Raw genomic sequence first — 21,806 nt, 5'->3', positions numbered from 1 at the left:
TTCACCCCGATCCGCGGGATAGGGAGAAAGAAGCGATGAAACAACTGAATCTGAGAGAAAAAATCCTGAGCCGGTGGGCCCGGTGGTCAGTAAAGAATTGGGGGAAGGCACTCCTTATTGTCTTAGGACTGACCATCATTATTGCTTATGGAATGACAAGACTCAGGATGGAAATGACCTTCTATTCCATCCTTCCGGACAAATCAAACCAGGTAAGGGATTTGCAGAGAATAGTCGAAGAGTTTCCTGCAGTTTCCGGAATTCTTGTAGTTGTTGATGGACGGTCCATTCTAGATCCTGCCGAGGCGGAAAGGATTGTAAAGAATACAATAGATAGCCTCATTGAGGAGTACTCAGGAGAAAAATACGAGCCCTATGTTTCTGGAACGACAGGACGAATGGATATGAGTTTCTTTAAAGAACATGGACTTATGCTCACAAAAATGGAAGATCTTAAACGCCAGAAAAGAACCTATAGAAATCTCAACCTCGTTCCGCTGATCAGACACATCAACGATGACTTTGAAGCTGAGTATTCTGGAAACAGTGATAAACTTGCAGAGGATGAGACACAAGCGGTGGGACTCTTTAGAGGGTTGGACCAGCTTTTACAGCTGATAAATGAAGCTACACAGGGTAGAAAAATCTCTGATGAGGATCTCCATGCTGCTCTGGATGCCTATATGCTGGGTGATGAATATATTATGAGCAACGACAATAAAATGGGTCTCATGGTTGTTCAGCCTACCTTTACTATCAACGATTTAGCCCTACTCCGGGCTGGGGTGAATACAGTAGAATCAGGAGCCAAACACATTGCTTCCCAGCATGGAGTTACAGCAGGAATAACCGGTTTCACAGTGATTGGCCGGGATGAAATGGTCAGCTCTGAAAAAGGACTTGCTGGGTCTTCCATCATTGCCTTTGTTTTAATTCTTGGACTTTTGATTTTTGTATTTAGGATGTTTTCTGTCCCTTTCATCGCAGGAATACCGCTTCTCACGGGAATACTCTGGGCAGTAGGCCTCAGCGGTTATTTCCTGGACCGCCTCAACATTATGACAGCCATGTATATTGTGGCTCTTCTGGGACTGGGAATCGATTATGCCATTCATTTGTTATCTGGATATATTCAGGAAAGAGACGATGGAAGAGATTTTGAAACATCCGTCGAAAACTCACTGATAAAAAGCGGCTCAGGGATACTAACTGGTGCATTAACAACTTCTGCCGCGTTTTTCACACTCACCATTGCTAAAACCGGCATCATGAGAGAACTGGGAGTCGTAGCCGGCCTGGGGATTTTAAGTGAACTCCTTGTTATGATTTTATTGATTCCTCCTTTGCTGTCTTTTAGAGAATACCGAATGATAAAAAAGGGGAAAACCGAAAAGAAACTGTTTTCAAAAGTAAAGATCAAGTCAGATGCCGCCGCAGGAATTGGGAGACTTATCGTTAAAGCTCCGGTAACAATCACAGTCGTCATGATCCTTACAATCGTAGCTTTCTCTTTCAAGGTTAAAGACATCAGTCTTCAGAAGAATATCCTGGAGATGGAAGCTAAAGGTCTCGAATCGGTACAGCTGAACGATGAGATGGCCAAAGAATTTGGAATGGCTCCGGATGGGCTATCAATTATAAGTGATGATCTGGAGGAAGTAAGAGCCTTAACAGAAAAACTCGAAGACCTCTCTTCTGTAAAATCAGTGGAATCATTATCAGAATTCTATGTACGGGACAGTGAATATATTGAAAGAGGAAATTTCATCAAATCCTTCATTACAGAGCTGGATGAACGATCACCCCTAAAGACAGTCAACCGGGTAGAACTACTGGAAGAACTCTACCGACTGGAAGCAAACCTGATAGAACTGGGAGATCTGGCCTTCCTGGGAAATATGAACCGCTTGGTATATACCCTGGGAGAGCTAACCGGGATCAACATGGAAGGAGTAAAAACAAAGAAAACCAGCTTTGACAGCCTCTTTACCTCCCTCGAAAATCCCGCGGAGCCTCAGGAAAAAGAGGCTCTTGACCACTTTCAGAATATGCTTTTCGATGCTATGAATCATCGTGTGAGAACCATGGCCGAAACCGGCAGAGTAACTCTAGAGATGCTGCCTTCTAATATCACAGACTCCATGATATCAGAAGATGGATCTTCCTATCTCATAACAATCAACCCGACCCAGAGCCCCTGGGAAGGAGATTTCCGTGATATTTATACCGCCCAGATAGAATCTGTAACAGACAAGGCCACAGGAACGATCCTCGCCGGAGACCAGCTGACCATCATGGCGGAACAAGATGGTGTCCGAGCAGCTATACTCGCCCTGATAGTTATCTTTATAATCATGGTCATCGATTTTAGAAATATAAAGCTAGCTCTTCTGACAATGCTCCCTCTCATGGCTTCCTTTTTGACTCTTTTTGGATTCATGGGTTTAACAAATATAAAATTTGATTTTTTAAACATTATCGTTGTCCCCCTCTTAATAGGAATAGGCATAGATGATGCGGTCCATATCAATCACAGATACCTTAAAGAGGGAAAAGGGAAAATGGAACTTGTCATAGCCCGAACAGGGACCGCTCTGTTACTGACGACCCTCACCACCATCTTCGGTTTTGCCTCCTTTATTCCCTCAGTGATGCGGGCCATGAAGAGTACGGGAATCGTGCTGACCCTGGCTATGACCATAGCTTTTCTGTATTCCGTATTGCTCCATCCGGCAATACTGATCATAGTTCATGAAAAATGGGGATGGAATCTGGCCCCTTGGAGGAAAAAATGAGCTTTTTAGTAATGAAAACGGATCGTTTGAAGCCCATCATGGTATTCATGCTTGTAACCCTTCTTACAGCTTTTTTACCCAATTCTGCTGCCGCCCAAAGTGCGGATGAAATCGTAAAAAGAGCTGATGAAGCCCTCAAGGGAGATCGTATTTATAGCACCAGCCGTATGACCGTGTACAAATCAGGTAAAGCACAGCCGGTTCAGGAAATGGAAGGATATTCCATGGAGAAAGAGGGAAAATCCTATTCTCTATCGATCTACACGGCCCCGAACAGGATGAAAGGAACGGCAAACTTAATGATAGAGGATGATCTGTGGGTTCGATTCGGCTCGACCGGGAGAACCCGGAAGTTGAGCAGTTCGGCCAAGAAGAACTCCGCGGGAGGTACCGATTTTTCCTATGCCGACATGGGAGATGGCGGACAGGGTATTTCCGAAAAATACAGGGCAAGACTCCTGGGAGATGACACAGTCGAAGGAGAAGACTGCTATAAGGTGGAACTCCTGGCTGCCGACTCTGATGCCCCCTATGAAAAGATGGTCGTCTTTATCACCAAAGAAGGATTCCGGTACCTGAGGATTGATTATTATGAAGGAAACGCCAACATCAAGAGCATGACTCTCCATGATTTCAGAACTGTTGGATCCAAGGTATACCCCTTCCGTCAGACCATGGAAAATCACACGAAGCCATCTGTAACAGTGGTTGAAGTCATCAAATTGGAAATGGATAGCTCCAAAGTCCAGGACAGACTTTTTACCATAGGCTACTTGGAAAGCATAAGGTGAGAGACATGAAGAAAATGATTTTACCCCTATTGGCAGTATTTTTGACGATTCCCCTATTTTCCCAGGCCAGCTTTTCGGGGAAGGCTGAAATGAATATCACAGCCAACGCTCCCGAATCTCTGGATAGTGAGAGTCTTTTTTCAAGGGACGATTTGGGAATAACAGATCTGTCGATGCTCTCTTCCCTCACGGCAAAAATTGATGCTGGTGATGAAAAAACGACCTTTTCGGCCTGGTTTTCCCTGGGAGAAAGCACTGCCCCCGAGAGGAGCGATTACTCTCTGAATCTGCTGCGCCTTTCTGCCCTCATCTACATAAACAATACGATCTCGGTAGAAACAGGGCGGCAGAGCATGCTGACAGGCTACGGTTATGGATGGAATCCCATTGATTTTGCCAATCCTCAAAAAGATCCATCTGATCCTGATGCCGAGCTCAAAGGTGTAGACGCTGTGTCTCTCCGGATCTATCCCAATGAAACGATATCTCTCAAACTTTATGCCCTACTGCCTGAATCTCCCTCTGAAGAGGGATGGACATACGGCGAGACAAAAGCGGGGACTGAGATGACTCTCTACCTTCCGGGAATCGAATTGATGCTCTCCGGATTCTGGGATGATGAGAACAGCAAGGAAAGTGACGGTTACACACCGGCCCTCGGCACAGCGGCTATTTTGGACCTATGGGGAGCCGGGATTTATTCGGAGCTTGCTTTACGCAAAGGCAGCCGGAACCTCTTTCCCACCGCAAGCAGTATTGGAGAAAGAAAAACGGATTGGCTTTTTTCCGGACTCCTGGGATTAGAATACACCTTCAAAAGTGGCTTGTCCTCAGTCGTGGAATACTTTTACAACGGCGAAGGGTATAACAAATCAGAAAGATCCGACTTTGAAAGTGCCCTTCCCATAATCCCCGATCTTTTTGATCACTATTCGCCGGGCTATTTTGGACGTCACTACTTCCTGTTGAATCTGAGCCAGCCCTTCTATGACATCAATACAGAGATTACTATATCAGCCCTGATTGCCCCGGATTCTGGAGCGCTGACTCTGCTACCCGCCGTCACTCATAATTTCTCTGGCAGCTTCAGTGTCCAGTTTGGTTACACAGGATTATTTGACCTTGACAGTCATGACTTTAACGAACTCTCTGCCTGGCCTATGAGGCATTCGATGAATGCCCTTTGTATTTACAGTTTTTAAAATACAGGATAAAAATTCCAATAGGCACAGACAGGATAGATATTTTGATCCGGAATTTCTTCCCCTAATTTACACAGTTTACACTTCTTTTACACACCCTTTACCAAGGATATTTTTAATTCTGCTAATCTGGATTCAACAGGTAACAACCTGAAACTCTAGATAAGGATTAAGAATGAAAAAATACACTCGATTCGTAATGGTTGCTCTTCTATTCAACCTGGCCATGTTCACCTTTGCCTCAGGGAGCAATCCCTCAGATTCTGGAAACTCCAGACCGGAGGGAGGTCCAGAACAGGACCGCCCCATGCCTTCAGAATCTGAGCTGACAGTCGTAAAGCTTCAGTACCTTGCAGAAGTGGAAGAGGACGCCATAGCCCTCACAGCAGATCAAGCTGTAAAGATTATCCCCATTCTTGAAGAGTGGCAGGATGCTCGATTGGAAGACTCCGAAACAGATCCAGAAACCTTTGTAGAACGTATAACTTCAGAACTCACGGAACAGCAGAATGCGATGCTCCCTCCGCCTCCCGGTGGAGAAAGAGGCTCTCAAGGTGGTAATGGAGCCCCTCCTCAAGGCGGAAATGGAGCTCCCCCTCAGGGTGATAACAATAGCAGGCCTTCAAATGGTCCTGGACCAGAAAAGATGGATATGACTGAAATGTTATCCGATGTAATCAACGCTCTGCAGGAAGTATAAACCGCAGAAATCCAATAAAACTGAGGAGATAAATAGATGGCTATCAAGAGTATATACGGATGTATAGGCTGTGGGACCTGCGTCAAAACCTGTCCTACAGATGTAATCAGGTTGAAAGACAATGGCAAAGCTTACATTGCTTATCCCGAAGACTGTCAGATCTGCCATCTATGCAGAATGTACTGTCCTGTAGATGCCATAACAATTACACCTGAAAAATCAATACCGGTAATCGTGTCATGGGGGTAAATGAAATGAATGACAAGAATGGAATATCCAGACGACAGTTTTTAGGTCTCACCGGCGGAGTTCTCGGAGCAGCCGCACTGGCATCTATGGGAATGAATATCAATTGGACAAAAAACAATAGAGAACTGGATCCCGATAAAGTGGATTACAAGGAAAATGAAACAGATGTCCTTGTCATTGGCGGCGGCATGACAGGTCTCTTCGCTGCCGTGAAAGGGTATGATGCAGGGGCAAAAGTTTTGGTAGTATCCAAAGGACGCCTGGGAACATCGGGACAAACCCCTTTTGCCAAGGGAATCATGTCCTACGATTCTGACACAGCAAGCCTCACTCTGGACGAGTTTACAAACAAGGTTTCTGCTTCAGCACTGCAAACAAACAATCCAGTCTATACGAGACAAATGGCTGAACATTCAAAAGAGAGAGTAGATGAACTTGAAGAATGGGGATTCTTTAAATCTCCTCTTTGTTACGATTCCTTCAACAAGCCTATTTCCGAGAGGAAAATTCCTGTAATGGAAAGGATCATGATTACCCACCTGATCAAGGAAAACGGGCGCATAGCAGGAGCCGCAGGATTCAGCATAGACGATGCCGTTATACACGTATTTAAGGCAAAATCTGTCATACTCTGTACAGGTGCAGGAGGGTTCAAACCCAATGGTTTCCCCATCTGTGACCTGACACATGACGGCTCGATCATGGCCTACAAAATCGGCGCTAAAATAACCGGAAAAGAGTGGAACGATGGTCATAGCGGTTCAACAATAAACCCCGCCGCCTGTTATGACGGATGGCATGGTATGTTTGAGCAAACCCCCTCGACAACTGGAGTTGAGGTTCACCATGATCTGGGAGTAGATGTAAACTACAAGGCCTATAAACTGGGAAATCCTGTCTCCATGATGCCCGGCAGAGGAGACTCAGTGGAAGTAGAAGGCGGACCGTATATACCGGCTGCATTCTCGATGAAAGACAGACAAGAAGGACCTCCTCCCGGAGATAAAAACGGACCTCCTTCAGGCAGTAAAAACGGGCCTCCTCCTGGAGGTAAAGACGGAGCCCCTCCCGGGATGGCAGGATCTTCTTCCGGGGGAGCCTCTGCTGGGATGTCCATTCATAAATCAGAGGGACTGGTTCCTATCAATGAGAAGGGAGAATCCAATATTCCTGGTTTATATGCAGCAGGAGATGCATTGGGCTCCTATATGGCCGGAGCTATCTATACCCAAATAGGATCATCACTGGCAGGGTCGGCAGTCCAGGGCACAATCGTTTCCCAAGCGGCAGCAGAATACTCTAAAACAGTGCAGTTTCAAACGATTTCTACAAGGCAGATTAACAGGATCAAAGAAGAAATTCTGGCTCCCTTGAAAAGGGACTCCGGTTACAGTCCTGCCTGGGTAACCCAGACACTGCAGGGTATTATGATCCCCAACTTTGTTCTTTATATCAAAAAGGAAAGCATCCTCAAAGGAGCTCTGGCTTATATTGAAGAACTCCGGAATCACCACAGCCCCATGCTCAAAGCAGCCAATCTACATGAACTCAGACTGGCTCACGAAACATCCAACATGATCATCAATGCCGAAATGAAGCTCAAGGCATCGATCATGCGCAAAGAGAGCCGTTGCTCTCACTTTCGTTTGGATTATCCTGAGGTCGATTACGAAAACTGGCAGGCCTGGATCAATATTTATCAAGGGAGTGACGGAGAAATGAAGTTAGAAAAACAGGACTTTGACAAATGGCCAGCTCAATAAGCATGAAGAGAACAGCGGAAGACCGGATGCCCCTACTCGCTCATCTTATGGAGCTGCGACGCGGTCTTATCATTTCTGCCATAGCTCTGGCAGGAGGCTTCGGGATTGCCATCGGCCTGTATGACAAAATTATGGCCTTCCTTTTCGAACCTCTTTTGCAGTTGGCTGAAGGCAGTGGCGGTAATGTGCTGTACATTACTACCCTTGCAGAGGGATTTCTCGTCAAACTGAAAATATCAGCCTTGGCCGGATTTATCATTTCTCTGCCGGTACACCTGTTCAATCTCCTTTATTTCATCTTTCCAGGTCTTATAAAGAGAGAGCGGCAAATACTTATCATAACCTTGATATGCAGTTTTTTCTTTATTGTAGGGGGATTCTTTTACAGCTATTACAGCATAATACCCGTTTCTATCGTTTTTCTGACAGGAACTGGATTTATACCTGAAAATACAGGAATGCTACTGAGTTTCGGAGGGAATCTCTTTTACATTCTCCAGTTTATTTTAATGACCCTGGTTGTTTTTCAGATGCCCGTACTGATTGAGATTCTCCTCGTGTTGAATGTCGTTCAGAGAAAAGTACTGTTGAAAATTGGTCGTTATATGGTGGTACTATTTTTCCTGATTTCAGCACTTTTGACACCCCCGGACTTTGTGACACAGGTTGGTTTGGCACTGCCTATGACAGGCCTATTTTATCTGACCTTGCTGGTTGCAAAAATATTTAAATTTGGAGAATGAGTGATGTTCGGATTTGGAATTACAGAAATAATAACTCTTCTAATCGTCATAATTGTTTTAGTGAACCCTAGAGATATTCCTGCCCTTGTCAGGAAGATAGGACGAGTTTATGGATCGGTTATGAGGCAGATGAATGGAATAAGAAAGAATTTTGCACGCTTTGAAGAAGAAATCAAAACCGCAGCAAGTTTTGATGAAGATAAAGTATTTGATTACAAAAAAAAACCATTTAAGAGGGAAAAAACATCTCTCAAACATCAGGAGTCATAAAATGATTGGAACAACAGAAGTCTTAGTCGTCAGCGGAGTAGTCGTCTTACTTTTTGGAGCTTCAGCTCTGCCAAAATTTGCAAGGAATATTGGAAAAGCCCGTCTTGAATTTGAACGGGGAATGCAAGAAACCCGGGACCTGAAAAGTCAAGTTGCCGGTGAAACAGAAACCAAAGCTTAAAACCTAACGTTGATATGCGAAGTAAATAGGAGAACACAATGTTAAAAAAAATCCGCTGGTATCAAATCGTCAGGGCACTCATGCCCATTGCCTATATGCTCCTCCTGATCGAAGGGGTTATGAGTAAAAATATCATATTCATGGGAGTTCTCATGGGATCAACCCTGTTAGGAGGGGCCTGGTTCTGCGGTTGGTTCTGTCCCTTCGGCTTTGCCCAGGAGTGGATAGGTAAACTGGGGCAGCTCCTTAGAATTCCTAAAATCAGGATTCCTCTAAAGGCTGTTCGCTGGCTCAATTTGAGCAGGTATATACTTCTAGGTCTTTCAATGACCGGACTGGCAGCAGTTCTGCTGTTGCAGAGTCCCTATGCCTCATTCATGGGAGTAGTGGATCGAAATATGAGCTACATTACCCAGGCAGCATGGGTCCTCATGATTAGCTTTCTGACTCTTTCGTTCATCATAGACCGACCTTTTTGCCGCTTCTTTTGTCCCGAGGGAGCCCGTTACGGTATCGTCAGCCTGGCCAGGTTATTCACAATTACAAGAGATGAAACAAAATGTATTTCCTGTAAAAAATGTGATAAAGCCTGCCCCTCTCAGATACAAATATCCCAACACCCCGATGTCCGTAACGCACAGTGTATAAATTGTATGGAGTGTATAGCAGCTTGTCCTGTAAAAAGGACTTTAAAGTTCGGATGGGCTTTTAAAAAGTATGCAAAAATGAATTCACCCCAGGAAAGTTAAAGCTGGCTGATCCTTCCCAGTATTATACTGAAGACAGCTCCAATTTAGAAAATATCAGGCAGATACGCAATAAAATTGAAAAACTGGTCCAGGATTTTGTATCCGTAGAATGTGAATGAGTCGTATCGTTCTTATTCATGATCTTCATCCTCAACGCCCTGATCTTTTTGGCAGAACCGGCAGCATCCTCGATATGCATTTACGCTAAGGAAAGGGAGTTATTATTGAATACTCTAGAAAAAATGTCTAAAAAATCCTTTATGTGATGATTATTGTGTTAATTCAGTGGATTTATGTTCATTCATAATTTTTATCCATTGCTTAACTTAGACATTACGATTACTATGCAATCAATATTTTTTTTAAGAGGTAATTTATGTTAACAGGAACCGTGAAATGGTTTAATCCCACAAAAGGATTTGGTTTTATCGAACAGGAAAGTGGAGAGGACATGTTTGTTCATAAGAATGAAGTCCAGGGCAACATCAATGAAGGTGATAAAGTAGAATTTGAAATCGGTTCAGGACCCAAAGGTCCCTGCGCTGTGAATGTAAGAAGAGTTTAATTCTTCATATATAAATAAGATTTATTCTAATCCTTTTAATAGGGTGGATCTTCTTCGAAGTGCCATCACTATATATGTTTCTAATTAAACAATTACATAACAAGTAGTTTCATATTAAAAGGATACTTTCTTTCCAACAACAAGATTCCTGGACATCTCTTTTCAGGAAGATTGCCTGTCTTTTTCAACCTAACAATCAATTGTCATGAAAATCCGGTAACAAACTCTCTTTTAATTTCTTGATAGAGGGACGTCTCTCTTTACGTTTTGGTATCATACTTCTCATGGATTCCAACCGTCCAAAACACAAGAGCCGGTCATTCGCATTTAGTATTCTGGTTTCGCGGGGATTCGGAATGACCTCGGTATCCCGGTGCAGTGTCAAAACAGTGATATCCTGTTCTCGTAATCCCGAGTTAGCAATAGTTGTTCCCACTAGATGACTGTCATCCTTCACCATAAGCTCTGCTACGCCATAACCAGTACTAATGGTCAGACGCTGCCTTACATCCAGTTCTGGAAAGTCAACCTGATTGGCTATGTAGTCAATGATAGACCCGGCAATATCAAGACCCGTCGCTTTTTCAATGCCTTCCAAACCGGGAGAGGAGTTGACCTCCATAACCAGAGGGCCGTCATGCCCTTCCAACATATCGACACCTGCGACTCTTAAGCCCATGATCTGGGCCGCTCTAACGGCAGTTCTTTCATACACAGAATCCAGTTCAATGGCTTCTACTGTTCCTCCCCTGTGAACATTGGATCGGAACTCATCCCCCTGGGCACTCCGCCTCATGGCACCGACAACCCGGTCGCCCACCACCAGAGCCCGGATGTCCTTTCCCTTACTTTCGGATATAAACTGCTGGATCAGAACATTCTGCTGTGTGCTGTGAAGTGTCTCAATGATGGCTTCTGCGACGTTGTTGTCCGGAGCCAGGATCACACCGATACCCTGAGTGCCTTCCAAGAGTTTGATGACTACAGGAGCTCCCCCAACACGTTCTATGGCAGCAGTCACATCCTTACGATCACGCACAAAGGTTGTAGAAGGGATACCTATATCATGACGGGAAAGAATCTGAGTGGCCCTGAGTTTGTCTCTTGAATTTGAAATTCCATTCGCTGTATTGGGTGTGTACACATCCATCTGCTCAAACTGCCGAACCACAGCCGTTCCGTAGTAGGTGATGGAAGAACCTATACGGGGAAGAATTGCATCATAATCGGAAAGCTGCTTTCCCTGAAATTGAAGATCCGGAGAATTTCCCGAGAGGTCAATAGCAAAGCGCAAAGTATTGAGAACTTTGCAATTATGGCCCCGGTCCAGGGCCGCCAGTTTCAGACGCTGGGTACTGTAAGACTGGGGTGATCTTGAGAGGATAGCTAGTTTCATGGATTCATTGCTCCCATATTGAAATGATTCATTTGCGCTCTTTTTTCCATTTGCGTCTGTTGTTCATTTGACGAATCTCTTTGGGAGGTTTGCCGCTTAGGTATGATTTCCCTGTTATGATTTGAAAATTACCATTGAGAGCCTCTCTTCCCAGGAGCATGCGGAATCCCATTTTACTTCTATTGGTCAAGGAGAGTTCAACCTCCAGAACTTTTCCAGCAACCTTGAGTAAAACCACCACAACGGGCCTTTTCTCAAGATATCCGGAAGAACTTCTGATCTCACGCTGTGAATGAACAGGAGATTCCACGGTCATTTGATCTTCATTAGATTTCTGCCAGGGAGAGACCTTAAAACGAACCCAGGATGTGTTCTCTTTTTCAAAATAGACGAGGTCATCCACATGAATAGAGGAAGTTTTTGCTCCCGAATCGATTTTAACCTTAATATAATCAATTCCCCAGTCCGGAAAGGAGGCCCACTCTCTCCAGCCTATAGGCGTCAATTTATTCAAATATTTTTGGTTCAATAGTTTATCCTTAACCAATAAAATTATCAGAATGTCTAAAATGGGAAGAAAGAATTATCTTCCGGAGAGATCACTTGAGTAAGTATACTTCATCAGCCTTGAATATGGTGACATGCTTACCGGGTCTGCCCCTCAAAATTTCTTTGAGTTCCAGCATCCGGTTGCGATTATCCAAAGACCCTTCAATCACAAGTTTGGTCTCCCCCGACAAGTATTCACGCTTTGCCAGGGTAAAGGCGAACTTCCTGTCAGATAGAATTCGAATAAGATCGGAACGGTCAATATCGCTCTCCAGTGAAATACGGGCAAAATACTGTCTCTCCCCCTGAAGACGATGGTCCAATTTCTTTTTTATTGTAGAACTGAGCAATCCCCCCAGAAGGGATCCAAAACCATAAATCAAGACATACCAGAGACTAGCCTGCATCAGATCGAGGATAATCTTAATGACAGTGATTCCATACATGGCTTCAAAAAAATTGATCCCCATGGAATAGTATTTATTACCTCTATTGAAGGCATCTATTTTGGCCAGAAACAGGGTATCCTGACCAATCCTTAGAAGAAGAATTATGCCGGCAATGCGGATCACATCAATCATTAAAATCTCTCTTTGTGCTAAAAGTGAACCAAATATAATTTGGTTTATCTATATTGTAAAGAGCGCATGAATCCTGAAAGAACAATCCCCTAATTTTTATTTTTGTTCCTCAGGGTATTCATCCTTTCCTCTAATTCTATTCAATAAAAAAAGGAGCCCTTCAAGGGCTCCTCAAATGATTAAAAAGGTTAGTCTCTAGAGTATACCGTATTCTTTTCCATAATGATCCATGACAAAATCAATGTCCTTATCTCCCCTGCCGCTCAGATTCACCAGGATAGACTGCTTTGGTTTCTGCTGTGCCAGTTTGCATGCAAATGCTGTTGCATGAGCACTTTCAAGGGCCGGAATGATTCCTTCAAGACGGCTTAGTTCAAAAAATGAATCGAGAGTTTCCTTATCATCCGCGGTGACATAATTGACCCTCCCCATATCCTTGAGCATGGAGTGCTCAGGCCCGACACCGGGATAGTCCAAACCGCTGGCGATGGAATACACCGGGGCGGGTTCACCTTTTTCGTCCTGGAGGGTATAGCACTTGAATCCATGAATCATACCGGGTTTACCAAGAGTCATGGTAGCCGCATGATCGCCCAAGTTAAGGGAACGTCCAGCAGGTTCCACACCATAGATTTCACACTCATCTTCAATATATGCCGAAAAGAGCCCCATGGCGTTGCTGCCACCGCCGACACAGGCGACAAGATTATCAGGCTGTTCTCCTGTCATCTCATGAAACTGTTCTTTCGCTTCAATCCCCACTACCCTTTGAAAATCTCTGACCATCATGGGAAACGGATGGGGACCGACGACAGAACCAATGCAGTAAATGCTATTAATGGGATCTTCCATATAAGCACCAAAGGCGGAATCGACGGCCTCTTTGAGAGTTTTTAAACCAAAAGAAACAGGTATGACATTCGCTCCCAGTATTTTCATTCTAACCACATTGGGATGTTCTTTGACAATATCGACTTCACCCATATGAATCTCACATTCCAGGCCAAAATATGCAGCAGCTGTGGCCAGGGCCACTCCGTGTTGTCCGGCGCCAGTTTCTGCAATCAGTTTCTTTTTTCCTAAATATTTTGCCAACAGGGCTTCACCCATACAATGGTTGAGTTTATGAGCACCAGTATGATTCAAGTCTTCTCTTTTCAGATAGATCCGGCCTCCATACTTTTCAGATAGGGATTTTGCATAATAAACAGGGGTAGGCCTTCCCTGGAAATGTTTTCTGATGGATCTCAGTTCGGTGATGAAATCATGTGATTTACTAATTGAAAAATAGGCGTCTGTAATCTTTTCCATTTCAATTTGCAAATCCGGTGGAATGAATGAGCCGCCGTACTCTCCGAAGTTACCTTTCTCATCAGGGTTTGTTTTAAAATATCCCATAGTATCTTCCTTTATCTCATATATCTTTTTTCGACCACAGGAAGATTGTAACCGTTTCTATACATAGAATCAATTGTTTTTTATAAATTTTTAACGATTCTCCCATTCTTCCAGAATCTTGAACCGCTTTTTAAAACATTGACAAAGGCTCGTTTAGAGACTACATTATTAGTGTATTACTTATGTAGTACACACTGGATATTAAGGAATATGCAATGGAGAAACCAATCATCCATATCGAAACATTACATTTTCAGTATGGGAAAGAAGCCTTGTTTAAAGATTTGACCTTGAAAATTGGCCCTGGTATCTATGGGCTTTTAGGGAAGAACGGAGCGGGAAAATCCACTTTACTGAAAATCATCTCCGGACAGCTCTATCCCCGGGATGGACAATGTACCACACTGGGGGAAAATCCCGTCCGCCGCAGCACCTCCATGCTATCCGACATATATTATCTACCCGAAGACATCCAGGGTCCTGAAATACGGGGCGACAAGTATGTCAGCCTGAATGCACCCTTTTATCCCCGCTTCAGAAAAGAAACCTTTGACCAGGTCCTGAGACAGTTTGAAGTGGATGAGACCAAAAAGCTAAGTACACTATCCTATGGTCAGAAAAAGAAATTCTTCATTTCCTTTGCCATAGCTACCCATTGCACCCTCCTCCTTATGGATGAACCAACCAACGGGCTGGATATTCCATCCAAGAGTCAGTTCAGGCAGGTGGTCGCCGGCCTGGATATGGAATCCAGGAGTCTGGTCATATCCACACATCAGGTTAGGGATATGGAAATGTTGATTGATCCCATAATCATTGTTGAAAAAGGAAAAGTCATTTTAAACAAGTCCATGGAAGAGATTATGAGCCAATACCACATGAGCTTTCAGGAATCAAAGCCAGAACCAGGAGAAGCCCTCTACTGGGAAAAGGTGTTGGGAGGTTACTCCGTCGTCAAAGAGGGCCCGTCTTTAGAGGGAAAAAGTATGGATCTTGAATTTCTATTCAATTTTTCAATCAATACGAGAGGCTTATCATGAAACAACAAAACCATTTCAATACGCGGCGTCTTCTACTCCTTTTCAAGAGAGATATCATACAGAGTTACAAGGCCCTACTGGTCACGTCCGGTGCCCTTTTTGCCACGATTCTTTTCTTACTTTTCGTTTCTACGTCTAATGGAGCCTCCAGGGAAATCCCAGAAGGCCTGTTTCTATCTCTTCTCTGGATAGGAGGATTCATCTTCACCAGTATCTGTTTCAGAGAGACTCACTCATCCAGCCAGATACATAACTGGCTAATGACCCCGGCCTCGCCTCTCGAAAAATTCATAGAAAAGCTCCTTCTGACAACGGTCTTTTATGTATTAGCTCTCATTATTGGATTTTTCCTGGCGACATGTTTGAACAGCCTTATTTATTTGATCATCTTCAAACAGGCAGTCCCTCTGTTCAACCCAGCACAGTCTTGGGTATGGCTGAACATTAGTCATTACTTGGTTATCCAGTCCATTTTCTTTTTAGGTGCCATCTGGTTCCGAAAATACAATTTTATAAAAACCGTTCTGACCATTAACATCCTGCAGATTCTATTGGCCCTGACAGTAGGTGGAATCGCATCCTTGACATATTGGGGCCCCATCAGGGAATTTCTCAATGGTAACCCCGATTTCTTTGAACAAAGCAGTCTCATCATGAATTTGAATTTCCACCATCTCAACCCCCTTCTAAAAAATTCTTTAAAACTGATTTATTTCGTAGTGGTTGCCCCATTTTTCTGGTTTATATCCTGGATCAGAATGAGAGAAATTGAGGTTAAAGATGGAATTTAAGGAAAGAAAGTCAATCTATGTCCAGATCGCCGACTATTTCTCGGATAATATTCTCAAGGGAGTATGGCAGAAGGAAGACCGGATACCCTCTGTCAGGGAGATGGCTGTTCAACTGGAAGTAAATCCGAATACTGTTATGAGAGCCTATGCGCACTTACAGGAAGCGGGCGTCATTTACAATAAACGGGGCATTGGTTATTTTGTTTCACCCGGGGCAGTCAAAGAGCTGAAGGCCATGAAAAAAGAAGATTTTATGAAACAGACATTACCTGAATTCTACAGAATGATCACTCTGCTGGATATCAATATACAAGAGCTGACAGAGGGTTATGAAAAATTTCTAAAGGATGAAGTCTATGAAGAAGAGTGTTAAGTATCTGTTTGGGGCTCTCCTCCTCATTCTCTTTGTACTACTTACAGGGATTATAGGATCACGAATCTATCTCAATCATATTTTAAGGAATGACAACAAATATGAAAAAGAACTCCACCAAGGAAATGAAGGCTTAAAGGAGAAACAAGTTCAGAATTTTGCTACACATTTGTACTATCAAAAAAATCATACTACTAAAATGTAACTTATAATGAGCTATAAAGACATAAAAGCCTTTTAACACCCACCTATTACCTACTCCAGAGCACTTGGCACAAACTTTGCATTAAGGAAGTTTGTACAAAACAAATTAGATCTGGAGAAAGTAAGATGATTAAAGATTTCTTGAAAAAGTCACTAATACTGCCAATTGCATTCATTGTAATGGCTGTTCTGTTTGTGTCCTGTGGTGCCAAAGAAGCACCCGCTGCCGGTACTGAGACAGCTGCCCCTGTAGAAGAGAGTAAATCCACTCTTGAAATTGTTAAAGAACGCGGAAAAATCATTCTGGGTGTAACAGCCGGTGTCCCCGGTTACTCCGCACCGGATAGCGAAGGAAAATGGCAAGGATTTGATGTAGACCTCGGAAGAGCCGTTGCAGCGGCTGTTCTGGGAGACGCCGACGCCATCGAGTACCGTCCCCTCAGCGCAAAAGAAAGATTCACAGCACTTCAGTCTGGTGAAATTGACCTTCTGTCCCGTGTTACCACATGGACAGCGACCAGAGATAGCGAACTGGGTGTGAACTTCGCAGGAGTCAACTACTATGACGGTCAGGGTTTCATGGTTGCCAAAGATTCAGGCATCACCAGCTTGGCTGATATGGATGGAGCGACCATTGCCGTTCAGGCCGGAACAACTACAGAGCTGAACCTGTCTGACTATTTTAGAAAACAGGGAATGGAACTGGAACTGATTACATTTGAAAAGAATGACCAGGCTTCTGCCGCTTTGGAAGCAGGACGTGCCGATGCGGTAACCAGTGACCAGTCTCAGTTGTACGCCTTAAGAACCAAGTTTAAAGAGCCTGATAACTTCATAATGCTGCCAGAAGTAATTTCAAAAGAGCCCTTGGGACCCGTTGTCCGTGAAGGTGACGATCAGTGGTTTGACATTGTTGGATGGACATTGAATGTTATGCTCAATGCCGAAGAATACGGTGTGACCTCTGCCAATGTTGATGAAATGAAATCAAGCAGTACCAACCCCAACGTAAAAAGAATGCTGGGTGTTGAAGGTGGAGTAGCCGAAGGATTCGGTCTTGATAACGACTGGGGTTACAACATCATCAAACAGGTAGGAAACTACGGAGAAAGCTTTGACAGAAACCTGGGAGCAGGATCGCCTCTCAACATTGAAAGAGGATACAACGCCCTCTGGGTTGACGGTGGACTTCAGTACGGTATGCCCGTACGCTGATATCCCCTATTGACAGTCAGATCCTCTGCTGCACACGGCAGAGGGTTTGATTGATCCTCACTTACAGGTAAACAAATGAATAAAACACAAGGCCGGAATATTCTGATCCAGACAGGTATGATTCTCCTGCTCCTGGGTCTTTTTACTTACTTCGGATACAATTATCTTGAAAACATTTCCAAAAGGAATATCGGTATTGGTTTCGGGTTTATGGACGATACAGCCGGTTTTTCCATCAGTCAGACTCTGATTTCCTATACCGAAGCAGACACTTTTGCCCGCACCTTCGTCATTGGACTGCTAAACACTCTTCTGGCTTCCTTTATCGGGATAATCCTGACCACAGCCCTTGGGTTTCTGGTAGGTTTGATGAGGATGTCAAAGAATAAACTCATCAGCATTACAGCACTGGTGTATGTGGAGACCCTGAGAAACATTCCTCCCCTGCTCCATGTTCTGTTCTGGTATCAAGTTGTCTTTCTAAACGTACTTCCTCCCTTCAAAGAATCATTCAAAATGGGAGAATGGCTGTATATCAATGTTAGAGGAATCACCATACCCTCTTTCATTCCACAGCAGAATGCCCATACCTATTCTTTATTGATTTTTGTTTCCATCATAGCCATCATCTATCTGAGCTTGGTGAAAAAGAGAATGGTCTTGAGGGGTGTCCATAAACGGTTATGGCCCTGGCAGCTCCTGTTTCTCCTCCTTCCTGTGATAGCAGCCCCCATCATGAATCCCTATGATATGGTTCTGCCCGAAATAACAAAATTCAAATTTTCAAGCGGAATGACCATGCGTCCCGAACTCTTTTCTGTGGTAGTAGCATTGAGTACCTATACTTCAACCTACATATCCGAGATCGTGCGAAGCTCCATCATGTCTGTTCCTCTGGGACAGCTTGAAGCAGCCAAGAGCCTGGGATTCCCCTCCTGGAAGAGACTACAGCTGATCATCATACCCCAGGCTTTGAGGACCATGATTCCCCCGGTAACAAACCAGTACCTGAATTTGATTAAAAATACCTCTTTGGGTATGGCAGTAGCCTACCCTGATTTGACCTCAGTCTTTGCGGGAACAACCCTCAATCAGACAGGAAGAGCCCTGGAAGTCATGTCCATGGTTATGATGACATACCTCATCATCAGCCTTGTAACATCCCTGATTATGAACTGGTACAACAAGGCCATCATCGACAAGAAAGGTGATTTGCTGAGCAAGGAGGACATACCTCTATGAATCTGAATATGAGTTTGAAAAAAAATATGACCTTTCTACGGAAGGAATTTTTTAATACACCCCTGAACACAATAATGACACTATTCATGGCCTGGCTGGTTGTCAAAACAGGAATATGGTTCATTAACTGGGCCTTTATTAACGCCGTATGGACAGGCGAAACAAGAGATGTTGCCCGCGAAGGTGGAGCCACCTGGGCATTTATCATCACAAAGTTCCGGTTCTTCATGTTTGGCTTTTATCCTAAAGAACAGTTATGGCGTATACCTGTCACCATTCTGGTCTTGAGCCTCACAATGATTCCCTATTTCATGAAGCAGATTCAGCATAAGATTCTGGTCATGGGAGCACAGATGATCCTCTGGCCTCTGATCATCAGTATCTTTCTCTCCGGTGGTTTCGGTCTTGAAAAGATTTCATCCAATGACTGGGGAGGACTGACTCTGACCTTTATCCTCTCCATCCTAGGGCTTCTTTACTCCTTCCCCATAGGAATCATCATGGCCCTTGGCAGGAGAAGCGAGCTCAAGGTAATCAAAGGCCTGTCTGTTGCCTACATTGAGTTTTTCAGAGGGATTCCCCTTATCACAATCCTCTTTATGTCTTCGGTTGTAGTCCCCTTCTTTTTACCCGAAGGTGTCTCAGTTGACAAAATGGTGCGTGTTGTCATCGGGATGACCCTGTTCCAGTCTGCCTATCTGGCAGAAGTTATTAGAGGAGGTTTGCAGTCTATCCCCAAGGGGCAGTACGAAGCCGCCGATGCTCTGGGATTTAAATTTGGTCTTCAGTCCTATCTCATCATCCTACCTCAGGTTCTAAAGATGACCGTGTCCAATATCGGAGGCATTTCGATTTCCTATATTAAAGACACCACCCTTGTCCTGATCATTGGAATGTTTGACCTTCTGGGAATCGTAAGTCCCCTGGCCAGCGATACCAATTGGCTGGGAATGGAACCGGAGGGTCTTATTTTTGCAGGAATACTCTACTGGATCATCTGTTTCAGCATATCCAGACTGACCTATAAGGTAGAAAAAAAAGTAAATGAACTGCCTACAACAGGAGCAATAAAATGATAACACAAGAAATGACCGAAAGGGTGGAAACAAAAACCCCCGGAGAGGATTTCATAATTTCCATTGATAATCTGAACAAATGGTACGATGAATTCCATGTTCTCATCGACGTAAACCTCAAGGTTGCCCAGGGTGAGAAAATAGTCATCTGCGGTCCCTCCGGATCTGGTAAATCTACTTTGATCCGCTGTATTAACCGACTTGAAAAGCACCAACAGGGATGCATCAATGTGATGGGTCACGAACTCACAGAAAACACAAAAGACGTATCGGCCATCCGAAGGGAAGTAGGTATGGTTTTCCAGAGTTTTAACCTCTTCCCCCATCTGACCATTCTGCAGAATTTGACGCTTGCACCCATCTGGCTGCGGAAGATTTCACAGAAAGAAGCAGACAAACTGGCATGGAAATACCTGAAAAGAGTCAACATTGCCGAACACGCATATAAATTTCCTTCTCAACTGTCAGGGGGACAGCAGCAGAGAGCTGCCATTGCCCGCAGCCTCTGTATGCAGCCTAAAATCATGCTCTTTGATGAGCCAACCTCTGCCCTGGACCCCGAAATGGTCAACGAGGTATTGGACGTTATGGTGACCCTGGCCGATGAAGGAATGACCATGCTCTGCGTCACCCATGAGATGGGTTTTGCCCGAAGGGTAGCCGACCATGTCATTTTCATGGATGAGGGAAAGATCGTAGAACGTCAGGTTCCTGATAAGTTCTTTACTCAACCCGAGAACGAACGAACCATACAGTTCCTGAAGCAGATTCACGCTATTTCCTGATGCAGGAAAGCTTGGGATGGGCAAGGACGTCTATCTCAAGCTTCGTAGTAAACACAGCCTTGCTCCCCCAAGGCTGAGGGCTGTATACTCCTAGCCATGTCTAAAAGCAAGAAAGGCCTCCTCTCCAAGAGGATCAGCAGAGCGATCATGGAATATGGCCTCATAGAAAAAAATGATAAGGTTCTTATAGCCCTCTCGGGAGGAAAAGACTCGCTGGCTCTATGCTGGCTATTAAACCGGATGTCCCGCTCCTTCCCGATCCCTTTCTCGGTCCATGCCCTCCATGTGCGTTCCGAGGTTCATCCTCCGGAGCTCGGCGCCACTCTGTCATCTCTGATGAATGAGTGGGAAATTCCCCATACCATACTAAGCAGTGAAATTAAAAACAAACTCAGACCGGGGCAAGACTTTAACTGCTTTCTCTGCGCCCGCAGCCGGAGAGAGGCTCTTCTTAATTTTGCCCGGGAACATCACTTCAGAGTCCTTGCCCTGGGTCATCATATGGATGATCTACTTCAAACACTGGTTATGAACATGACTTGGCAGGGGGAACTGGCAGCCATGCCTCCCCGTCTGGATTATACTTCTGAACTAAAGATGATCCGCCCCTTATGTTTGCTTCAGGAACACCATATACAGAGCTTTGTTAACGAGATGAATTGGAATATACCGGCAAAACACTGTCCCTATGAAGGAGAAACACGGCGAAAGGAAGCCGCCTCGGTGCTTGAGTTGATGAGCGGAGGCAAGGATAGCCTTAAATACAACATGTACAGATCACTGAGTCATATCCGTACGGACCTGCTGCCTAAGTCTACTCCGGAGATTTTGTAACAGAGCAAAGTTCTCTACTGGAGCAGCAAATCCTGTCGTGATCATCATCTGTGATTTCTGTATCAGTCATACAGGAAGCCGCAAAACGGATTAATTTTTCCGCACCTTCATCCGCAATATGGCAAACAACCCATTTTCCTTCCTTCCTTTGATCAACCAAATGGGCATGTCTAAGAATTTTCAAATGGTTTGACAAGGTTCCCCCGGCAATATCAAGGACAGAGAGTAGCTCGCAGACACAAAGAGGTTTTTCAAGCAGCATCATGCAAATTCTAAAGCGGTTGGTTTCACCCAAGGCTTTTAATTGATTCACC

General features: G+C 44.3%; 24 protein-coding genes. 19 read left to right on the top strand and 5 right to left on the bottom strand.

Translation table 11 applies throughout. From position 1 onward, the window contains the following. Positions 1-35: 35 nt before the first annotated feature. The 11 genes from EXM22_RS16095 to EXM22_RS16045 all read left to right on the top strand — a co-directional run bounded on the left by EXM22_RS16095 (position 36) and on the right by EXM22_RS16045 (position 10,008). On the top strand, positions 36-2,795 hold the full coding sequence (locus tag EXM22_RS16095; protein WP_149487499.1) for an efflux RND transporter permease subunit: 2,760 nt from the start codon (positions 36-38) through the stop codon (positions 2,793-2,795). After that, entirely contained in the window at positions 2,792-3,586 is a 795-nt protein-coding gene (locus EXM22_RS16090) for an outer membrane lipoprotein-sorting protein (RefSeq protein ID WP_168203569.1), read from the top strand. Before EXM22_RS16095 ends, EXM22_RS16090 begins: the two co-directional genes overlap by 4 nt. Positions 3,587-3,591: 5 nt before the next feature. Then, a complete protein-coding gene (locus EXM22_RS16085) occupies positions 3,592-4,788 on the top strand; it encodes a hypothetical protein (RefSeq protein ID WP_149487497.1) in 1,197 nt (398 codons plus the stop codon). A gap of 175 nt (positions 4,789-4,963) precedes the next feature. After that, positions 4,964-5,488, top strand: a complete 525-nt coding sequence (locus EXM22_RS16080) for a hypothetical protein (protein ID WP_149487496.1) — start codon at positions 4,964-4,966, stop codon at positions 5,486-5,488. 36 nt (positions 5,489-5,524) lie between these two features. Beyond that, positions 5,525-5,737 (top strand): 4Fe-4S dicluster domain-containing protein, encoded by a 213-nt coding sequence (locus tag EXM22_RS16075; protein WP_149487495.1) that lies wholly within the window; start codon positions 5,525-5,527, stop codon positions 5,735-5,737. A 5-nt stretch (positions 5,738-5,742) separates the two neighbouring features. Next, positions 5,743-7,500 (top strand): FAD-dependent oxidoreductase, encoded by a 1,758-nt coding sequence (locus EXM22_RS16070; protein ID WP_210411509.1) that lies wholly within the window; start codon positions 5,743-5,745, stop codon positions 7,498-7,500. Beyond that, positions 7,485-8,243, top strand: coding sequence for a twin-arginine translocase subunit TatC (gene tatC, locus EXM22_RS16065; RefSeq protein WP_149487493.1), 759 nt, complete (start codon positions 7,485-7,487; stop codon positions 8,241-8,243). The genes EXM22_RS16070 and tatC overlap by 16 nt, the downstream gene beginning before the upstream one ends. Before the next feature lie 3 nt (positions 8,244-8,246). Further along, a complete protein-coding gene (locus EXM22_RS16060; protein WP_149487492.1) occupies positions 8,247-8,513 on the top strand; it encodes a twin-arginine translocase TatA/TatE family subunit in 267 nt (88 codons plus the stop codon). 1 nt (position 8,514) lies between these two features. Further along, entirely contained in the window at positions 8,515-8,694 is a 180-nt protein-coding gene (locus EXM22_RS16055) for a Sec-independent protein translocase subunit TatA/TatB (protein WP_168203568.1), read from the top strand. Positions 8,695-8,732: 38 nt separating this feature from the next. Beyond that, positions 8,733-9,443, top strand: coding sequence for a 4Fe-4S binding protein (locus tag EXM22_RS16050; protein WP_149487490.1), 711 nt, complete (start codon positions 8,733-8,735; stop codon positions 9,441-9,443). Between the two features lie 376 nt (positions 9,444-9,819). After that, positions 9,820-10,008 carry a cold-shock protein gene (locus EXM22_RS16045; protein ID WP_149487489.1) on the top strand — a complete coding sequence of 63 codons (189 nt, stop codon included), beginning with the start codon at positions 9,820-9,822 and terminating at the stop codon, positions 10,006-10,008. A 196-nt stretch (positions 10,009-10,204) separates the two neighbouring features. Here EXM22_RS16045 and EXM22_RS16040 read toward each other — a convergent pair whose 3' ends face one another. The 4 genes from EXM22_RS16040 to trpB form a co-directional block, all read right to left on the bottom strand. Next, complete coding sequence (locus tag EXM22_RS16040; RefSeq protein ID WP_149487488.1) at positions 10,205-11,404, bottom strand: RimK family alpha-L-glutamate ligase; 1,200 nt, start codon at positions 11,402-11,404, stop codon at positions 10,205-10,207. A gap of 28 nt (positions 11,405-11,432) precedes the next feature. Beyond that, entirely contained in the window at positions 11,433-11,933 is a 501-nt protein-coding gene (locus tag EXM22_RS16035) for an ATP-dependent zinc protease family protein (protein WP_149487487.1), read from the bottom strand. 70 nt (positions 11,934-12,003) lie between these two features. Then, positions 12,004-12,534, bottom strand: coding sequence for a hypothetical protein (locus EXM22_RS16030; RefSeq protein WP_149487486.1), 531 nt, complete (start codon positions 12,532-12,534; stop codon positions 12,004-12,006). A 195-nt stretch (positions 12,535-12,729) separates the two neighbouring features. Further along, entirely contained in the window at positions 12,730-13,932 is a 1,203-nt protein-coding gene (trpB, locus tag EXM22_RS16025) for a tryptophan synthase subunit beta (protein WP_149487485.1), read from the bottom strand. Positions 13,933-14,147: 215 nt separating this feature from the next. Here trpB and EXM22_RS16020 point away from each other — a divergent pair, with 215 nt between their 5' ends. The 8 genes from EXM22_RS16020 to EXM22_RS15985 all read left to right on the top strand — a co-directional run bounded on the left by EXM22_RS16020 (position 14,148) and on the right by EXM22_RS15985 (position 21,492). Continuing rightward, entirely contained in the window at positions 14,148-14,972 is an 825-nt protein-coding gene (locus EXM22_RS16020) for an ABC transporter ATP-binding protein (RefSeq protein ID WP_210411508.1), read from the top strand. Further along, positions 14,969-15,763 carry a hypothetical protein gene (locus EXM22_RS16015; protein ID WP_149487484.1) on the top strand — a complete coding sequence of 265 codons (795 nt, stop codon included), beginning with the start codon at positions 14,969-14,971 and terminating at the stop codon, positions 15,761-15,763. The genes EXM22_RS16020 and EXM22_RS16015 overlap by 4 nt, the downstream gene beginning before the upstream one ends. Beyond that, complete coding sequence (locus EXM22_RS16010) at positions 15,753-16,136, top strand: GntR family transcriptional regulator (protein ID WP_149487483.1); 384 nt, start codon at positions 15,753-15,755, stop codon at positions 16,134-16,136. The genes EXM22_RS16015 and EXM22_RS16010 overlap by 11 nt, the downstream gene beginning before the upstream one ends. A 330-nt stretch (positions 16,137-16,466) precedes the next feature. Continuing rightward, on the top strand, positions 16,467-17,555 hold the full coding sequence (locus EXM22_RS16005) for an amino acid ABC transporter substrate-binding protein (protein WP_149487482.1): 1,089 nt from the start codon (positions 16,467-16,469) through the stop codon (positions 17,553-17,555). Between the two features lie 75 nt (positions 17,556-17,630). Then, positions 17,631-18,797, top strand: a complete 1,167-nt coding sequence (locus tag EXM22_RS16000) for an amino acid ABC transporter permease (RefSeq protein WP_149487481.1) — start codon at positions 17,631-17,633, stop codon at positions 18,795-18,797. Continuing rightward, a complete protein-coding gene (locus tag EXM22_RS15995) occupies positions 18,794-19,873 on the top strand; it encodes an amino acid ABC transporter permease (RefSeq protein WP_246157033.1) in 1,080 nt (359 codons plus the stop codon). Before EXM22_RS16000 ends, EXM22_RS15995 begins: the two co-directional genes overlap by 4 nt. Next, on the top strand, positions 19,870-20,658 hold the full coding sequence (locus tag EXM22_RS15990) for an amino acid ABC transporter ATP-binding protein (protein WP_149487480.1): 789 nt from the start codon (positions 19,870-19,872) through the stop codon (positions 20,656-20,658). Before EXM22_RS15995 ends, EXM22_RS15990 begins: the two co-directional genes overlap by 4 nt. A 96-nt stretch (positions 20,659-20,754) precedes the next feature. Next, positions 20,755-21,492: a tRNA 2-thiocytidine biosynthesis TtcA family protein gene (locus tag EXM22_RS15985; protein WP_149487479.1), complete on the top strand. Its 738-nt coding sequence runs from the start codon at positions 20,755-20,757 to the stop codon at positions 21,490-21,492. Here the strand turns inward: EXM22_RS15985 and EXM22_RS15980 are convergent. Then, positions 21,473-21,805, bottom strand: coding sequence for an ArsR/SmtB family transcription factor (locus tag EXM22_RS15980; protein ID WP_168203567.1), 333 nt, complete (start codon positions 21,803-21,805; stop codon positions 21,473-21,475). The genes EXM22_RS15985 and EXM22_RS15980 overlap by 20 nt on opposite strands. Position 21,806 lies beyond the last annotated feature (1 nt).

Origin of the sequence: Oceanispirochaeta crateris (assembly GCF_008329965.1) — a bacterium.
GTDB lineage: Bacteria > Spirochaetota > Spirochaetia > DSM-2461 > DSM-2461 > Oceanispirochaeta > Oceanispirochaeta crateris.
The sequence above is the reverse complement of the archived record's forward strand: the minus strand, read 5'-3'. Positions and strand labels throughout refer to the sequence as shown.

Bases quoted from the DNA above. Each gene is read 5' to 3' on its own strand.
- EXM22_RS16055 (WP_168203568.1), top strand. From the start codon at position 8,515: ATGATTGGAACAACAGAAGTCTTAGTCGTCAGCGGAGTAGTCGTCTTA.
- EXM22_RS15990 (WP_149487480.1), top strand. From the start codon at position 19,870: ATGATAACACAAGAAATGACCGAAAGGGTGGAAACAAAAACCCCCGGA.
- EXM22_RS16095 (WP_149487499.1), top strand. From the start codon at position 36: ATGAAACAACTGAATCTGAGAGAAAAAATCCTGAGCCGGTGGGCCCGG.
- EXM22_RS16070 (WP_210411509.1), top strand. From the start codon at position 5,743: ATGAATGACAAGAATGGAATATCCAGACGACAGTTTTTAGGTCTCACC.
- EXM22_RS16015 (WP_149487484.1), top strand. From the start codon at position 14,969: ATGAAACAACAAAACCATTTCAATACGCGGCGTCTTCTACTCCTTTTC.
- EXM22_RS15995 (WP_246157033.1), top strand. From the start codon at position 18,794: ATGAATCTGAATATGAGTTTGAAAAAAAATATGACCTTTCTACGGAAG.
- EXM22_RS16090 (WP_168203569.1), top strand. From the start codon at position 2,792: ATGAGCTTTTTAGTAATGAAAACGGATCGTTTGAAGCCCATCATGGTA.
- EXM22_RS16020 (WP_210411508.1), top strand. From the start codon at position 14,148: ATGGAGAAACCAATCATCCATATCGAAACATTACATTTTCAGTATGGG.
- EXM22_RS16050 (WP_149487490.1), top strand. From the start codon at position 8,733: ATGTTAAAAAAAATCCGCTGGTATCAAATCGTCAGGGCACTCATGCCC.
- EXM22_RS16075 (WP_149487495.1), top strand. From the start codon at position 5,525: ATGGCTATCAAGAGTATATACGGATGTATAGGCTGTGGGACCTGCGTC.
- tatC (WP_149487493.1), top strand. From the start codon at position 7,485: ATGGCCAGCTCAATAAGCATGAAGAGAACAGCGGAAGACCGGATGCCC.
- EXM22_RS16060 (WP_149487492.1), top strand. From the start codon at position 8,247: ATGTTCGGATTTGGAATTACAGAAATAATAACTCTTCTAATCGTCATA.
- trpB (WP_149487485.1), bottom strand. From the start codon at position 13,932: ATGGGATATTTTAAAACAAACCCTGATGAGAAAGGTAACTTCGGAGAG.
- EXM22_RS16080 (WP_149487496.1), top strand. From the start codon at position 4,964: ATGAAAAAATACACTCGATTCGTAATGGTTGCTCTTCTATTCAACCTG.
- EXM22_RS16005 (WP_149487482.1), top strand. From the start codon at position 16,467: ATGATTAAAGATTTCTTGAAAAAGTCACTAATACTGCCAATTGCATTC.
- EXM22_RS16085 (WP_149487497.1), top strand. From the start codon at position 3,592: ATGAAGAAAATGATTTTACCCCTATTGGCAGTATTTTTGACGATTCCC.
- EXM22_RS16030 (WP_149487486.1), bottom strand. From the start codon at position 12,534: ATGATTGATGTGATCCGCATTGCCGGCATAATTCTTCTTCTAAGGATT.
- EXM22_RS16040 (WP_149487488.1), bottom strand. From the start codon at position 11,404: ATGAAACTAGCTATCCTCTCAAGATCACCCCAGTCTTACAGTACCCAG.
- EXM22_RS15985 (WP_149487479.1), top strand. From the start codon at position 20,755: ATGTCTAAAAGCAAGAAAGGCCTCCTCTCCAAGAGGATCAGCAGAGCG.
- EXM22_RS16010 (WP_149487483.1), top strand. From the start codon at position 15,753: ATGGAATTTAAGGAAAGAAAGTCAATCTATGTCCAGATCGCCGACTAT.
- EXM22_RS16045 (WP_149487489.1), top strand. From the start codon at position 9,820: ATGTTAACAGGAACCGTGAAATGGTTTAATCCCACAAAAGGATTTGGT.
- EXM22_RS16000 (WP_149487481.1), top strand. From the start codon at position 17,631: ATGAATAAAACACAAGGCCGGAATATTCTGATCCAGACAGGTATGATT.